This is a genomic window from Providencia sp. LY12 (assembly GCF_057621555.1).
On the sequence record NZ_CM172594.1, the window covers coordinates 3021243 to 3037488 of the forward strand.

Here is a 16246-nt window from a genome sequence, read left to right on the forward strand (position 1 = left end):
TTAAAAATGAAAAAGACATTATTAACCACTTCAATTATCGCATTAACTTTAGGTGCGGCGTCGACTGCATTTGCAGCTGATGTAGGAAGCGGCACAATTGAATTTAATGGCACAGTGAATACCGGTGCTTGTACTATTGCACCTTCTTCAGTAAATAAAGAAGTTCAATTAGGTTCTGTACCAGTAGCATCATTGAAAACAGCCGGAGCACAAGGTCCAAACGTTGACTTCACATTAGAATTATCTGACTGCGTATTAGATCCAACTGAAAGTGAGACAGATTATTCTAAAGTTAAAGTAAGCTTTACTGGCCAAATGGATACCGCTGGTAACTTATGGGCGAGTACAGGTACGGCACAAAACGTAGGTGTCTTATTCCAAAATGATGCTGGTCAAAGCATCAAAACTGGCGACACTATTACTCAAAATCTGAACGCAGGTGCAAATACAATTCACTTATCTGCACGCATGCAAGCATTAGGTCAAGCAACTTCAGGTTCTGTTAAATCAACTGTTGCATACGTTTTAGATTATCAATAATTTTTAATATTACTATTCATTGTAATAAACTTTAATTAGTAATTAATTTACTGGATATGCTACGCCTAAAATTCATAGCATATCCAGTTATTATTTAAATAAAAACCTATAACAATAATACTTTTTATATAATATTCCGGTCAATTAAAATGAACAAATTTAAACAAAACATAGTGACGAGTTTAATATCTAGCTTATTTTTATATTCAAACTATGTAAATGCAGACTCTGTTCAATTTAATCAGGATGCTTTATCTATTTCTGGCGATACAAATATTGACTTGAGTTCATTTGAAAAAAATCACTCACAGGAAGGCGCTTATTTTTCTAACGTATCAATTAACGGTAGAAGGACAAACTTTTTTGATAAAATTGACTTCTTTAATAAAGAAGGATCTATACAACCCTGCATTTCACAAAAAATAATAGACGTTATTGGCTTAAAAGAAGAGTTCATCAATAAAATACCAACATGGTCAGATGGCCAGTGCTATGATTTATCAGCACAGGACGATAATATTTCATCACTCTTTGATGATGAAAAGCAAGAACTTTCATTATCAATACCGCAAGCTTATTTCCTATACTCAGATGAAAACTGGGTGCCGCCTATGCAACGTGAAGTAGGCATTAATGCACTAGTATTTGACTATAATATAGTAGAAAACTACATAAAATATAAGAATGCTCAAGATACAAATAACTTAAGCTCATTTGGTGCTATTGGTACAAATATAGGACGTTGGAGATTCCGTAGTAACTATCAATTCCAAAAAGATTTTAATAATAGTAACAACGATAGTTTTAAATGGGTTCAAACCTATCTTTTTACTGATTTACCTGACTTATCAGCTAAGTTCTTTGTAGGAAAATATTATACAGCTAGCCAGATTTTTGATTCTGTACGCTTTAATGGCGTAAGTGTTTTCACTGACGACAATATGTTGCCATCAATTCTAAGAGGTTATGCACCAAATATAACCGGTACAGCAACCAGTAACGCGACTGTCGTTATTTCTCAGAATGGACGTATATTAAGCCAAGTAAAGGTTGCTCCAGGACCTTTTTCTATTGATAACTTGAGTTCTGCTTTATCGGGTACCTTAGACGTCAAAATTACGGAAGAAGATGGTTCTGTTAGAGAGTACCAAATATCATCAACTAACATTCCATTTTTAACTCGACCAGGTATGTTTCAATATAAATTAAATGCCGGTCGATTAGCACCAATGGGTGAAAATAATGTTGATAATGATTTTATTTCAACCGAATTTTCTTGGGGATTATTTAATAACTTATCCGTTTTTGGTGGTTTATTTTCAACATCAGATAGTGAATATATTGCTTATAATGCGGGTCTAGGTATAAACATGGAGCGCTTAGGTGCAATATCATTTGATATTACACAGTCTAAAAATCGCTTACATACTACAAATTCAAGTACAGGTGAAAGCTATAGAATCAATTATGCAAAACGATTCTCTAACTCCAGTCGACTCGATTTAACTGGATATCAGTTCTCAAATGAAGGATTCATGTCCGTTAATAATTTTATTTATACGAAAGGTAATCCATCGAACCATCATTTTCGCCAGAAAAATGTTTTTACAACATCATTTACTCAGCAAATACCTGATTTCAATGCTGATGTAAGCTTAAGTTATTCAAGAGAAAGTTATTGGAATGAACCTAAAAACAACGATACTTTAAGTGTATCGTTTAATAAAACAATTAAAAATGACTTTTTTGATAATGCGCTTTTATCATTATCAGTCAGTGAAAGTAGTTATGTGAGAGGAAGTAAATCTAAGCAGGCTTATCTTTCATTAAGTATTCCTTTTGTTGGCGAAAAGAATTCGCGATTACAATATTTTAGTTCATACAATGACCAAGATAAAAAATACAGTAATAATGTTAATTACCATACAAAAATCGATAGCAATAATTTAAGCCTGGGACTTTCGACAAGAGACTTTTTTGAAAATACAACGATAAACGCATCTGCATCTCGTGATACCCAATATGGGACAGCACAGATAACGGGTTCATTTGGTGATGATTATCGTACATTAAGCGGAACGCTAGATGGCTCATTAACGATTACAAACCAAGGTCCTGTTTTACATAGAAGAGTCTATGACAATCAAGCAAGAATGGTGATTGATACCGATAATGCTAAAGATGTTTCAATCAATCAAAATGAGTCAATTACAAATAGATTTGGCTTAGCGGCAATTAGTAATGTGCCGACATATTACAAATCAACTCAATATGTTGATCTTAATAATATACCTGAAAATGTCAGTGTGGATGATAGCGTCATTGAATCAACTTTAACTGATGGTGCCGTCGGTTATGCAAAACTCAATACGATTATTGGCGAAAAAGCATTAATTACCATCAAGTTTCCTGATGGAAAAACACCACCGTTTGGAGCTTTAGTTTATGACTCAGCAAAAGATACCGTATTAGGTATGGTTGCTGAGAATGGTCAAGTTTATTTAACCGGAATTCAACCGAACCAAAAATTAATCGTTAAATGGAATGGTGGGCAATCATGTCAGTTAGTGACGGATAGCCAGATCATTCAAAACATCAATAATGTGATTTGTAATAAAGAATAAAATATTATGAAAAAATTTAAATTAATTATCAGTAGCTTATTACTAGTTAGTGCATATACACATGCATCAATTTCAGCAGACCGTACACGAGTCATTTATAATGAAGCCAGCAAAGGCGTTAGCATTGTTGTAGAAAATACTGACAGTAAAGACCCTTTTTTAGTTCAATCTTGGATTGAAGATGAAAATAGCCATAAAATTTCTGATCCATTAATAGCATTGCCATTATTGCAGCGTATTGAGCCCAATCAAAAGAAGCAAGTCAGGATCAGCACTACGAAAAATAATTTGAAAGCTCCAAGTGATAAAGAATCATTATTCTATTTTAATGTACTAGGAATACCGCCAAAAAGTGAACTAGAGAATGCGGTTGAAATTGTTATTCAATCTAGATTTAAACTTTTTTATCGACCAACAGGATTGAAAAAATACCCTGATAATAACTGGCAAAAAGAATTAAAAATTGAAAAAAGTGGTAATTCATTAAAGTTAACAAATCCAACTCCTTACCATGTTGTGATTATTAACATTAATGATAATGCGAGTAAAGTTGAAAATTTCCAAGAAATAGTTATTAAACCAAATAGTAATGCCAGCTACTCCTTGAATGATAAAAAAATAAAGTCATCCAACATGGTATTAACGTATATTGATGATTATGGAACACCAAAACTATTAAATTACACCTGCCAAAGTGCAACATGTTCATTAGTTAATGAAAAATAGGAAGAGATCATGACACCCTATTTTAATAAAGTAGTATCAATTATTATAATTTCGCTTTCGTTTTTAAGCTTTAATGCACTTGGAGCCGTAGCAAACTGCAAACCCGCGGCTGGTGGAACATCGATACAACAAGATATTAAATTTGATATTACAAGCAATAGTAGCGCTATAACAACCGGAACACAATTAGCGACTGCATTATCTTCTTTTATGTCTTTACAATGTGATTTTACAGGAAGCGTAGCTACACCTAATCACGTTTATTTTAAAAATGTTGTTCCTCAACAAACTAAAACACTATTAATAAATAGCGGCGTTACCGTTACTCAGCAAAGCGCAATTGGTGGGGGTACAATTGCAACAATTACCAACGCCAGCGTACCTAATATTGACTTAGGATATTGGAGCCAACCTTCAGTAGGCACTGCTGTAAATATTGGTATCATGTATAATTTTGCCGTCCTAAAAGGTAGTAATGCATTAAAACCATTTGATACAGGTAATTTTTTATTAGGTTATCATGAAGATTATCAAGGTAAATATATTGGTGCTCCTGTATATGCACATATCATTGGTAATTTAACGTTACTCTGCCCTACTCCTGAAGTCAGTGTGACTACATCAAATGGAGGAACTGTTGGCTTTGGTACTATTTCGCCAAAACAAATGAATGCTGGGGAAGTTGTCAGCCGTACATTTAATATAGGCATGTCAGTTCCACAAAATTGTGAAACAGGGTTAAATGTATCTGTTCGATTTGAACCAAATAATAATTCTATATTGGGAAATAAATACCTTGATATGGGAAATGGATTACAGACCGTAATTAAAAGTAATTCAACCGAACTCGAATTTAACCAAAATTATGCTATTGGCGAAATTAAACCGCAAGCACCTGTAAATGTGCCATACACTGCAACCTTAAGTCAAATTAGCGGGCGCTCAATTACGTCTGGTCCATTTTCTAAAACAATACGTGTCGTAGTTTCTTATTAGTAATTCGAGGCATCTGTGATAACTGCGTTTTTATCATTAATGCCTTTCTTTAAAAATAGCCCTAAATAGACGATCGTTATTTGACATTTTTTGGGTGTTGCTGTACTAAGTACAAGTACACATAATAAGGAGTAACTTAGATGAAAAAGTTAACCTTAGCCTTAGTTGATGACCACCCGATTGTCTTATCAGGCTTAAAAGAAACACTATCCCAATCACACAACTTATCCATCGAAGGTGCATTTACCAGCGATGCTGAGTTGTTTTCTTTTTTAAATCACCATACTGTTGATGTCATTGTTACTGACTATATGATGCCCAATAACACGCAATCAAGTGATGGGCAAAATTATATCCAATTTCTACAGCGTAAATACCCAAATACAGCGTTAGTGGTATTAACGATGATATCTAACCCAATGATTATTCAAACGTTATACGATAACAATGTCAATGCGGTTGTCTCGAAGGAAGCGCCACTGCCAGAGCTAATCAAAGCCATTACCTTAGCGGGTCAAGGAAAACAATACCGTCAACCTATTGCAGATTTAACGACAACAATAAAAAGCCGTAAAGCTTCGACCCTTGATGAAAGAGTGAAAACACTCTCGCCTCGAGAGTTAGAAGTATTGCGCTTATTTGTTCAGGGAAAACCGATTGTTGAAATCGCCAAATTGCTCAATAGAAGTGATAAAACCATTAGTCTGCAAAAAAATGCAGCCATGCGTAAATTAGGTGTTGAAAATAACCAAGCTCTAATCAGTTATTGCATTACACACCATTTGTTTGACTAAGCTTATTTAGCCAAAACGTTAATTCATCGCAAATCACTTTATAGGTATCGGCTATGTTTAAGTTTGGTTTTTCCATATTCAACAACTCTTCAAGCACGTGAAGTCTACTAGCAAGTTCACGCTGTTCCACGCTCACTAATGCGCCCCGAATACGATGTGACAGCTGTTTTACTGCCTCTATGTTATTATTTTTCACCGCTTCGCAAAGATCATGAATATCAACAGTAAAATGTTGAATAATATTATCTCGGTCATTGCTATCAAGTGGGTTAATAAATACCATAGTGGCAGAATCAGAGAGAAGCGTAGAAGAATAGGTAGGGAAGAAACGGTTGAATAATTGCGCTAAAGTATCTAGTTCAATTGGCTTAACTAACCAGGTATCCATCCCTGCGGCTAAACAGCGTTCTTCTTCATCCTTCAAACCATTTGCCGTAACACCAACAATCGGGCAAGTTTCACCTTCACTCCGCAGCTGTTTAGTTAACTCATACCCATTACGGTAAGGCATATTGACGTCAGTTAAAACAATATCAATGACTTCATTATCCCAAATAACTAAGGCCTCTTCGCCATCGCTAGCCATAAAGACTTCGCAACCAAGTAATTCTAACTGCTCTTGCAGTATAACCTGATTTATTGGGTTATCTTCTGCAACTAAAACACGCAATGAGTATTCATTCGCATAAGATGGTGTCTGTTGAATTGGACAGCTTAAAGGCAATATTGAATTTTCATCATTTTGCAGTAAAAAAAGTTGTTGATTTAATTCAGATAAACGGAAGCTTGCTTCATCACTTATCCATATTTTCCCTTGCCAATTTTTAGGTAATGAAAAGTTCTCGATTAAAATACTTACGGCAATGACCAATGATGAGTCTTCAGGCAACTCAGCCTCTGTGAAATAGACTTTTGCTCCCCAACGAGTTAGCCAATCATACACATTGTTGGTTAGTAGAGGATCTATTGTCCGCAGCCAAATATGTGAACCCGTTAAACTCTTCCAATGTATATTGTTGTGATCTAGTTCTAACGGCAATGTCACTTTAAAAGAGCTACCATGCATCAGCTCGCTTGCTACGCTGATTTCGCCCCCCATCAGCTTGACTAATTTTGAGCAGATAAATAAACCTAAGCCTGTTCCTCCGTAGGTATGGTCTCCAGAGTGTGCTTGATAGAAAGGTTCAAATAACTTTTCTTGTTCTTCTTTGCTAATTCCAACGCCAGTATCGTTTACAAACAATATGATATTGTTATTGTCACCATTTTTTAATTCAATCGTCACTTTACCATGATGTGTAAACTTAATAGCGTTACTGACTAGGTTACCAAATATTTGTTGTAATCGTGCTGAGTCACCAATTCTAATGGCATAGATATTAGGATCAATAATGGCAAATAACTGAAGTTTCTTCTGTTGAGCTAGGCCTTGATATAACTGAACGGTTTGTTGTATTAAATCGAGTAGGTCAAATGACTGGTGTTGAATATGAATTTGATTGGCTTCTATTTTACTGATATCAAGAATATCCCCGATAAGATGCATTAATAAATGCGATGTTGTAGACATTCTATCAAGAAAGTGTTTTTGCTTAGGAGTTAATGCTGTATTTTCTAATAATTCTAATGTCCCAATAATACCATAAAGCGGAGTTCGTATTTCATGGCTCATCGTGGCTAAAAAGGTTGATTTAGCTTGGTTAGCTTCTTCAGCTAAACGCTTAGCATGATTAAGCTGTGCTTCTGTTTCTGCTTGTATAGTGATATCAGTAAATGCACATAAAATAACTGGGCGTTGCTGATAATGGGTTGCAGTGCTAACAATATAGATAGCGTGCTTCCCTGATTTCAAAACAGTCGTAACCTGCTTCTGATCAGAAATAACACGGCGAAGTAATTCATTATATTCAATAGAATCATAAGGATGAGAAGTATCTGGAATTTTTAACCAGTGCTGAGCTAGTTCATTAGCAAAACGAAGTCCTAGTGTTTCTTTATCAATAACACAAAGCCCTATCGGTGTGGTTGCAATCAATGTTTGATTGAATTCTTCACTTTCTAAAATAACTTGTTGTGAATGTACCGCAGGCTGTAATATTTTTTTATGGTACCAATGTTTATAACCCCAGCCGCAGAAAATACTAAACAGAAGAGATATAACAAGGCTAATTGGCAACCATAAGTTATCTTCAAAAAATGCGGCATAACTAATTCGGTAATAGCCCACCCAATCTGTATTTTCAAAACTTAATTTCATCACCAAGCCATTTTGTGTATAAAAAATACCTTCTAATGGCTCAACAGGAACAGCTGACTCTCCCAATAATAGGCCAAAATCTTCATGCAAAAGCCAGAATTCATGCCTCAATGTTGGGTTTAACATTTTCTCTAGCATACTAAGATGATCTTTACTTAACAGAGAAACTGCATAAATATCTTTTGGTGAAAGATGAGCACTTTGCCACAAATCAGCATTGAAGCCTGCTGGAACAATGCCCATTAAATTATTTTTAAAATTTTCTGCTTTTAGCCAAATAACTGGGGGTTCTTGCTCGTCTTGTTTTATATCAGCAAACTGCTTATTTATTAATGATAAATTTTTTCTAACACTATCGGTTACTGAGCGAAATAATTCAGGCGAAATAGCCTCTCCCCCCATTAAAGTACCAACCGATGGAACGCTAATGCTAATATAGTCATGCTCGTTAACAAAAAATACAGCAGCGGCTGGATAGTATGAGCGCCCCCAAAATGTGGAGTAAAAATCTGCTAAATAAGCCCCTAATGAAAATAAAATACTCGGAACTCTGGAGCACTCTAAATTGGTTCCACAAGCTAAAGTGAATGGCATAGCAACGATAGACTCTTTACCTTCTAATAGTCTTAATGGCCATTCTTTCGGTAAAAATTGGTCATTGATGGAGTAAGTTCGACTTTCAAGCAGTTCAGATAAATCTTGATTCTGTTTATTTAGTGCTTTTAAAAAAGTTTCTTGTTCAATCAAATAACCAATAAAAGATTTGAATTCAACTTCTAAACGCCTGGTTTCTTGCTGAACAATCCTATCAGCACTCCAAAATAATGTTGTGATTAATACAAATAAAAGAGGCAGAGTAACTGTTAATATACTATTAGTACGCCCAGAACTGCGCGTTATGCGAGAAAAAGCAGTGGGTGATTTATTTGGCATCGTACTATTCTCTGCTATGACAGGGACAATCCAATATATCTATCATAATATAAAATAAGCCAAGTAAACAGAAAAGTTTTTACTTTAATATTTATACAATTGCAGATGTATAATAATCTTTTAAGTCATCTAGTTCCCAACCAAAACCATTTAAACCTGAAATATACATAGATAATTTAGGATGACGCCCAATTATATAGAATAACCTATTATAAAACTCAGGAAAATTAACTTCAATAATTAATAGATATTTGAATAAAACATCAACTGTAAGCGCATTTTCACCACGCTCATATCTTGATAATTGTTGTTGACTAATACCTAACTTTTTTGCAACACATTCCCCACTAATACCTTTTTCAATGCGATACTTTTGCATACACTTTCCTACCAGTTGACTGATATAATATAGTTTTTCTTTTTTCATGATAGATAACAACCTTAATGTCATAAATTAAATCTACTGCCTAGCGCCAAATTATACTAGGTTAGAATCCCTATAATATAAGGTATTCCTTATTTGATGGTCGACAAAGATAATAAATTGAAAACTAATAATTTTATATTAATCAATTAAACAATATCATTACAAAAGCACAGTTCACCCTTTACTTATAAAGTATAGTAAATACGTAAGGCGAATATTAATGAAAAGTTTCAATCTTTCATACAACACTATATTTTATTTAAATATTCGTTAAGTACAACAACATATCATAAAAAATAATATTCTGTTTTTTTTAATTAAAAACCCTGCTTGCTTGTATATAAAAAATCACTTTTATATACATAAATAAAATAAGTCACTCAATCAAACACCAATAAAGAGTGATGATAAGTATTATTCTTACGCTTACAACGCTGAACTTTAGACTAAAAATACACCGGTATAGCTTTAAGCATTAAAATATAAACTAAATCAAGAGATAAAGCTGATGGTGTTCCAAAAAAGACTTTTATATGAATTTAATAAATAAAATTTACATATCACACCATAAAAACATAGCTAGGTAAAAAAACCATTTTGACAAAAAGTGCGAAAAATTCCTTCACTATTTTCGTACCATAGTAAATACAATAGCTTAATTAATTATCAAAATAAAAAACTTCATATTACAATCATATTTTACTAGTAAAATATTCAAAGTAGCAGACTAGAACATTAAGAATTCAATATTATTTAAATATAAAACTAATATTTTTGCCATCTGATCAGCTCAAAAAATGAATTGCATTAAATCGTCAACAAGCACATAGAGTCAAAGTGAAACCCATCTATTTACCTCCCCTCATCATGAACTTTCTTCATGTTCGAAATGAAATTAAGTCGCTTTAACTCCCCGCCCCGCTCTGGCATAAATTAAACATATTAACTTACTGGCTACATAAAATTGATGAATGAGAAAACGTGCAACATCTCTGTAATCAAGAAATAAACGCCGTTTTCCTATTAGGGCTAGGATGCAAAAATCATGAATACAGAATTTACCTTTAATATTACGCGCAGCATTTTTGATGAAAATTACAACCCATCGGAAAACACGCGAATTACCACTAACTTTGCGAATTTAGCCAGAGGCAAAAGCCGCCAGGAAAATCTGCGTAACGCATTGTCGATGATCAACAACCGCTTCAATTCATTGGCATATTGGGATAACTCTAAAAGCGATCGCTATGCTGTTGAGTTGGAAATTATCTCTGTCGAGATGAATATCGAAGAAAAAGGCAGCAGCTTCCCAGTCATTGAAATCTTAAAAACCAACATCATTGACAAAAAAACGCAGCAGCGTATTGAAGGGATTGTAGGAAATAATTTTTCCTCCTACGTACGGGACTATGATTTTAGCGTTTTACTCTTGGAACATAATAAAGACCAAGCAGAGTTTAGCATTCCAACTAAATTTGGCTGCCTGCATGGCAATATTTTTAAATCGTTTATTAACTCCAAAGAGTACAAAGCGAACTTTAATAAATCACCGGTGATCTGTTTAAGTGTTTCAAATAGAGATACCTACCATCGCACAGGGAATCAACACCCTATATTAGGCATTGAATATCAGCCAAGTAATGCCTCTTTAACAGAGCAATACTTTGGTAAAATGGGCTTACAGGTCCGTTACTTTATGCCGAAAAATAGCGTTGCTCCTTTAGCCTTTTATTTTACAGGAGACTTGCTGAGCGACTACAGCAACCTTGAGTTAATCAGCACTATTAGCACCATGGAAACGTTCCAAAAAATTTATCGTCCTGAAATTTATAATGCCAACACGGTAGCGGGTGAATGTTATCAACCGAGCTTAAATCAGCAGGATTATTCATTAACCAAAATTGTTTATGACCGTGAAGAGCGCAGCCAACTTGCCATTGAACAAGGTAAATTTACTGAAGAGCACTTCATTAAGCCTTACCAAACAATTTTGGAAAAATGGTCTGCAAGCTATTCCGTTTAATAGAAATCGGTCAATTTAATAAAATCGCGTATTTATAAAAAATAAAATAAAAGGTCACCTGCAATGAAAATATTATTACCCACTTCCACAGCCGGCAGCTTGCCGAAGCCATCTTGGTTAGCAGAACCAGAAAAACTCTGGTCGCCATGGAAATTGCAAAACGAAGAACTTATCGCTGGTAAACAAGATGCCTTGCGTTTATCACTGGACGATCAATTCCGTGCAGGCATCGACATCGTGAGCGATGGCGAACAAACTCGCCAGCACTTTGTGACCACCTTTATTGAACACTTGAGTGGCGTAGATTTTGAAAAACGCCAAGTGGTAAAAATTCGTGACCGTTACGATGCCAGCGTACCAACCGTTGTGGGCGCTGTTGCTCGTCAAAAACCCGTGTTTGTGGATGATGCCAAATATCTGCGTCAACTCACTGACAAACCGATTAAATGGGCATTACCGGGTCCAATGACCATGATCGACACGCTCTATGATAACCACTATAAAAGCCGCGAAAAATTGGCGTGGGAGTTCGCTAAAATTCTTAACCAAGAAGCGAGAGAGTTAGAAGCCGCAGGCGTCGATATCATCCAATTTGATGAACCCGCATTTAACGTATTTTTTGATGAAGTTAATGACTGGGGGATCGCGGCGCTCGAAAGAGCCATTGAAGGACTGAAATGCGAAACCGCAGTACATATCTGTTATGGCTATGGCATCAAAGCCAACACCGATTGGAAGAAAACACTAGGTTCTGAGTGGCGACAATACGAAGAAGCTTTTCCGAAACTGCAAAGCTCAAATATCGATATCGTTTCACTGGAATGCCATAATTCCAACGTTCCGATGGACTTAATTGAACTTATCCGTGGTAAAAAAGTGATGGTCGGTGCAATTGACGTGGCAACCAACACTGTCGAAACCCCGGAAGAAGTCGCCAATACATTGCGAAAAGCCCTACAATTTGTTGATGCAGACAAACTTTACCCATCAACTAACTGTGGCATGGCGCCATTATCTCGCGATGTTGCCAGAGGGAAACTCAACGCGTTAAGCACAGGCGCAGAGATCATCCGAAAAGAACTTGGCGCAAAATAAATTATCCCAGATTTGGCGATCTCATCCATCGCCAAATTTCATCATTTTTAAACCCTTCATAGCCACTCACACCCCTTATTCGTATTTACTGAAAATATCTGAAATTCTTTCAGCCATTATCACAGAAACCCTCTATCAATGTTGCTGGCTAGGTATTTTCCCTCCTATACTTTTTTTTGCTTAAAAAGTGACTAATAACAAAATAACTGGAAGGAAATAATCATGAAATTATCTCTACTAGGATGTTTATTGGCAGCTTCATTTTCTCTGCACGCTTATGCCGTAAGCGAGCCACCAATCCGATTAGTGATCCACGGGGGAGCCGGTACTATTACCAAAGACACCATTACTCCAGCACAAGAAAAAGAGTATCAAGAAAAACTGACCGAAGCCTTAGAAGCAGGCTATGCGGTACTCAATAAAGGCGGTAGTAGCCTTGATGCGGTACAAGCCTCTATTAATGTGATGGAAGATTCCCCGCTATTTAACGCAGGAAAAGGCGCCGTTTTTACCCACGAAGGCAAAAATGAAATGGATGCGTCGATTATGGATGGCAGCAACCGTAAAGCGGGGGCTGTGGCAGGTGTCACCAACATTAAAAACCCGATTAATGCTGCTTATGCCGTCATGACCAAAAGCCCTCATGTCATGATGGTTTCTAAAGGTGCTGAGCAATTCGCCGCAGAGCAAGGTCTTGAAATCGTTGACCCATCATATTTCCGAACTGACTTCCGTTGGCAGCAACTTCAAAAAGCCAAAGAAAAAGAGAAAGTGGTACTCGACCATGATGGTAAAACTGCAGCTCTCTTTATTGACCCAATGATGTATGACTACAAATATGGCACCGTTGGCGCGGTCGCCCTCGATAAAAACGGTAATATCGCCGCAGGAACATCCACAGGTGGCATGACCAACAAACGCTTCGGTCGCGTCGGTGACTCCCCAATCATTGGTGCAGGAAACTACGCTGACAACAATACCGTCGCTGTTTCAGCCACAGGCTCTGGCGAGATGTTTATCCGTACTGCCACCGCCCACAATATCGCTGCTCAAGTCAAATACAACAAAACGCCTATCGACCAAGCTGCCCGTAATGCACTGGATGAAGTCAAAGAGCTGAACGGAAGTGGTGGTGTGATTGTGTTGGATAAATCCGGTAACTACGCGATGGAGTTTAATTCAGAAGGGATGTACCGCGGAACAATCGGTAACGATGGTAAACCTCAAGTCGCGATTTATAAAAACGATTAAGTTCCTAGTATTTAAATTTGCTACACCATAAACATACAAAAGCCCACCAATGTGGGCTTTATAAACGATATCTCTATAAGCACGTCTCTATAAACTATATATCTATAAACAACAGCTCTCAGCCTAATGACTTTTCAACTGCGCCACTGGCCAAATACCCTTTATGGAACGCGGCTTGCCTTGGCGAGATACGCGCAACTGCCTCTGCTGAGCAAGAGGCATCCACCAGCACAAAACTGGCATCATCGCCTTTTGCTGGCCACACTTGCTGGCCCTTTTCATCCAGTGGCAATACGTTACCCGTGGCAATAGCAAGGGAGCGAGATAATGCCAACTCATCAGGGCGCGTGTACAACTGCGCATATAAATTGGCTTTTTCTAACATGTCCCCGAGACCAAATGGTGACCAGTGATCAATCACACTGTCAGTCCCCGTCATCACAAACACGCCATTTTTATTCAACGTTTTTAATGGCATATGCAATGTACCGATAGGTACGGTCGACGCTATCGTAATCTGCTGCTCAGCCAAGCGTTTTGCCATCGCATCAGCATCTTCAGGATTTAACATAGCTAACGCAAAGGCATGGCTAATCGTCACCTTGCCACGCAAGCTACGATTTTCATCCACGGTTTTTATCATATAGTTGATAGCGGCAAGTCCTGCCGGGCTTGTCTCATGCAGATGAATATCAACCCCTTTGTTATAATCCAGTGCAATCTGGAACATCGCATCAAGGGATTTTTCCATCGCACCATCGACATTGGTCGGATCTAACCCACCCACATAGTGCGCTCCTGCTTGCATCGCTTCTCGCATCAAAGGGACTGATTTTGAAAGCAGTAAACCATGTTGAGGGAATGCCACAATTTCGCACGTGAGATCTTGCTGACGTTTATCCAACACCGCTTGCAGTGCTTCAAGATTTTTCAATCCAGAAACAGGTTCAATGTTGCAATGGCTGCGTGCGATGGTCGAACCATGAGATTGAATTAAATCAATCAGTGCATGCGCCCTTTCTTGCGTGAAAGGCTGTAATTCAGGCAACATTTTCTGTTCAAGGGCTATCATATCCATAATGGTTTTACCTTCACGGGACTGTGGCGCTTGCCATGGTCCTCCGTAAAAGGTTTTATCCAGATGAATATGCATATCTCGAAATGCAGGAAGCATTAATTTGCCTTGCGCACTGTACGCATTCAGAACGGTATTTGGATGCTGTTTATTGGGTAACACCGCCACGATTTTACCATCATTAATTTCGATGGTTTTTAGCTCAGTTTGTGTCCCCATCACCGTTCTATCACGGTAATTAAAACCAGTTTCGAGTAACGTATCATCAAGATAATAATGTTTATCTGTGATACGAGAAACACCGGACTGCGGTACGCTTTGCGCCGCCGCACCCGCAGATACTGAACCTAATAATGTACAAGCCGCCACCACTTTTGCACTTGTCGTCAGAAACTCTCTACGTCCAGATAACTGTTCTACATCCATAACAACTCCTTATCATCGAGAGTTCGACCTCATCGTATGAGACCGAACGAATGAGGCTTAGCCTTGAATAATATGGGTTCCCGTCTCGCCACGTAATGCCGCAGGCAGCGCTTCAGGAGTCGTGATAATCACACGCTTACCACCATTAGCGATAAACGATAAACTGGCTTCAATTTTCGGTAACATGCTTCCTGCTGGGAAATGCCCCTCTGCCATATAGCGTTTCATATCCGTGGTTGAGGTTTCACCAAGGGCTTTTTGTTCCGGTTTGCCAAAGTGAATACACACTTTTTCAACGCCCGTGGTGATAATTAAAATGTCCGCATTGAGCTCTTTCGCCAGTAGAGTGGTTGATAAATCTTTATCAATAACCGCATCCACACTTTGATAACCGCCCTGCCCATTATTCACCACAGGGATCCCACCGCCGCCTGCCGCAACAACCACATAATCATGTTCGGTCAATGTACGAATTGCCGCTGACTCAATGACACGTTTAGGTTCAGGGGATGCCACCACACGGCGATATCCACGCCCTGAATCTTCAACAAAGTGCCAATCAGGGTTTTCTTGCTGCAAGACATCCGCTTGTTCTTTACTGAAAAATGCGCCAATCGGCTTAGTCGGTGCAGCAAAGTTCGGATCATTTTTATCGACTTCCACTTGGGTCACTACCGTTACCGCTTGGCGATGTTGCTGCTTAGCTAATACGTTAGTGAGTGCTTGCTGGACTAAATAGCCAATCCCCCCTTGGGTATCTGCCACACAGTTAGCCAGAGGCGTCAGTGGTAAGCCTTCCGTCACGTGAGCAATTTCAGCGCGACGCAAATCTAACCCTACCTGCGGTCCATTACCGTGAGTCAGCACAATGTTGTAATTACCTTTGAGCATATCGCTGATGTGCTGAGCCACTTCCTGAACCGCTTTTTCTTGAGCTTCAATGGATTGGCTGCTGTTATCTTTAATAATACTGTTGCCCCCGATGGCAACAACCACGAGTTCTTTCATGATTAAGGATCCTGATACCGAATATTTAGCAGATAGTGGGTGTACCGCGCACACCCACTATAAAGATTGGC

The 16246-nt window shown here is 37.8% G+C and carries 12 protein-coding genes; 8 read left to right on the plus strand and 4 right to left on the minus strand.

Annotation, left to right across the window (positions count from 1 at the left end; all coding sequences use genetic code 11):
• Window positions 1-6 precede the first annotated feature (6 nt).
• From ACY3ZI_RS14615 to ACY3ZI_RS14635, 5 genes are all read left to right on the plus strand, one after another.
• The gene (locus ACY3ZI_RS14615; protein WP_036951059.1) at window positions 7-540 is read left to right on the plus strand and encodes a fimbrial protein; all 534 of its coding nucleotides are present in this window, start codon (window positions 7-9) and stop codon (window positions 538-540) included.
• A 149-nt stretch (window positions 541-689) separates the two neighbouring features.
• Window positions 690-3164 (plus strand): fimbria/pilus outer membrane usher protein, encoded by a 2475-nt coding sequence (locus tag ACY3ZI_RS14620; protein WP_487375429.1) that lies wholly within the window; start codon window positions 690-692, stop codon window positions 3162-3164.
• A gap of 6 nt (window positions 3165-3170) precedes the next feature.
• On the plus strand, window positions 3171-3890 hold the full coding sequence (locus ACY3ZI_RS14625; RefSeq protein ID WP_036951062.1) for a fimbrial biogenesis chaperone: 720 nt from the start codon (window positions 3171-3173) through the stop codon (window positions 3888-3890).
• Window positions 3891-3899: 9 nt separating this feature from the next.
• A complete protein-coding gene (locus tag ACY3ZI_RS14630) occupies window positions 3900-4886 on the plus strand; it encodes a fimbrial protein (RefSeq protein ID WP_036951064.1) in 987 nt (328 codons plus the stop codon).
• 140 nt (window positions 4887-5026) lie between these two features.
• Complete coding sequence (locus ACY3ZI_RS14635) at window positions 5027-5680, plus strand: response regulator (RefSeq protein WP_036951066.1); 654 nt, start codon at window positions 5027-5029, stop codon at window positions 5678-5680.
• Here the strand turns inward: ACY3ZI_RS14635 and ACY3ZI_RS14640 are convergent.
• Entirely contained in the window at window positions 5658-8870 is a 3213-nt protein-coding gene (locus ACY3ZI_RS14640) for an ATP-binding protein (RefSeq protein WP_036951068.1), read from the minus strand. The genes ACY3ZI_RS14635 and ACY3ZI_RS14640 overlap by 23 nt on opposite strands.
• A 91-nt stretch (window positions 8871-8961) precedes the next feature.
• The gene (locus ACY3ZI_RS14645; RefSeq protein WP_036951070.1) at window positions 8962-9297 is read right to left on the minus strand and encodes a helix-turn-helix domain-containing protein; all 336 of its coding nucleotides are present in this window, start codon (window positions 9295-9297) and stop codon (window positions 8962-8964) included.
• Between the two features lie 1045 nt (window positions 9298-10342).
• Between ACY3ZI_RS14645 and ACY3ZI_RS14650 the strand changes: the two genes are divergently transcribed.
• The 3 genes from ACY3ZI_RS14650 to ACY3ZI_RS14660 all read left to right on the plus strand — a co-directional run bounded on the left by ACY3ZI_RS14650 (window position 10343) and on the right by ACY3ZI_RS14660 (window position 13666).
• Window positions 10343-11320, plus strand: coding sequence for a DUF1852 domain-containing protein (locus ACY3ZI_RS14650; protein WP_487375430.1), 978 nt, complete (start codon window positions 10343-10345; stop codon window positions 11318-11320).
• Window positions 11321-11383: 63 nt separating this feature from the next.
• Entirely contained in the window at window positions 11384-12415 is a 1032-nt protein-coding gene (locus ACY3ZI_RS14655; protein ID WP_487375431.1) for a methionine synthase, read from the plus strand.
• Between the two features lie 222 nt (window positions 12416-12637).
• Window positions 12638-13666, plus strand: a complete 1029-nt coding sequence (locus ACY3ZI_RS14660) for an isoaspartyl peptidase/L-asparaginase family protein (RefSeq protein ID WP_487375432.1) — start codon at window positions 12638-12640, stop codon at window positions 13664-13666.
• Window positions 13667-13784: 118 nt separating this feature from the next.
• Here the strand turns inward: ACY3ZI_RS14660 and ACY3ZI_RS14665 are convergent, their stop codons facing one another.
• Together ACY3ZI_RS14665 and ACY3ZI_RS14670 are read right to left on the minus strand one after the other, a co-directional pair.
• A complete protein-coding gene (locus ACY3ZI_RS14665) occupies window positions 13785-15167 on the minus strand; it encodes an amidohydrolase family protein (protein ID WP_487375433.1) in 1383 nt (460 codons plus the stop codon).
• A 57-nt stretch (window positions 15168-15224) separates the two neighbouring features.
• Window positions 15225-16175, minus strand: coding sequence for a carbamate kinase family protein (locus tag ACY3ZI_RS14670; protein WP_036951077.1), 951 nt, complete (start codon window positions 16173-16175; stop codon window positions 15225-15227).
• Between the last annotated feature and the right edge of the window lie 71 nt (window positions 16176-16246).

Bases quoted from the DNA above. Each gene is read 5' to 3' on its own strand.
- ACY3ZI_RS14615 (WP_036951059.1), top strand. From the start codon at position 7: ATGAAAAAGACATTATTAACCACTTCAATTATCGCATTAACTTTAGGT.
- ACY3ZI_RS14620 (WP_487375429.1), top strand. From the start codon at position 690: ATGAACAAATTTAAACAAAACATAGTGACGAGTTTAATATCTAGCTTA.
- ACY3ZI_RS14625 (WP_036951062.1), top strand. From the start codon at position 3,171: ATGAAAAAATTTAAATTAATTATCAGTAGCTTATTACTAGTTAGTGCA.
- ACY3ZI_RS14630 (WP_036951064.1), top strand. From the start codon at position 3,900: ATGACACCCTATTTTAATAAAGTAGTATCAATTATTATAATTTCGCTT.
- ACY3ZI_RS14635 (WP_036951066.1), top strand. From the start codon at position 5,027: ATGAAAAAGTTAACCTTAGCCTTAGTTGATGACCACCCGATTGTCTTA.
- ACY3ZI_RS14640 (WP_036951068.1), bottom strand. From the start codon at position 8,870: ATGCCAAATAAATCACCCACTGCTTTTTCTCGCATAACGCGCAGTTCT.
- ACY3ZI_RS14645 (WP_036951070.1), bottom strand. From the start codon at position 9,297: ATGAAAAAAGAAAAACTATATTATATCAGTCAACTGGTAGGAAAGTGT.
- ACY3ZI_RS14650 (WP_487375430.1), top strand. From the start codon at position 10,343: ATGAATACAGAATTTACCTTTAATATTACGCGCAGCATTTTTGATGAA.
- ACY3ZI_RS14655 (WP_487375431.1), top strand. From the start codon at position 11,384: ATGAAAATATTATTACCCACTTCCACAGCCGGCAGCTTGCCGAAGCCA.
- ACY3ZI_RS14660 (WP_487375432.1), top strand. From the start codon at position 12,638: ATGAAATTATCTCTACTAGGATGTTTATTGGCAGCTTCATTTTCTCTG.
- ACY3ZI_RS14665 (WP_487375433.1), bottom strand. From the start codon at position 15,167: ATGGATGTAGAACAGTTATCTGGACGTAGAGAGTTTCTGACGACAAGT.
- ACY3ZI_RS14670 (WP_036951077.1), bottom strand. From the start codon at position 16,175: ATGAAAGAACTCGTGGTTGTTGCCATCGGGGGCAACAGTATTATTAAA.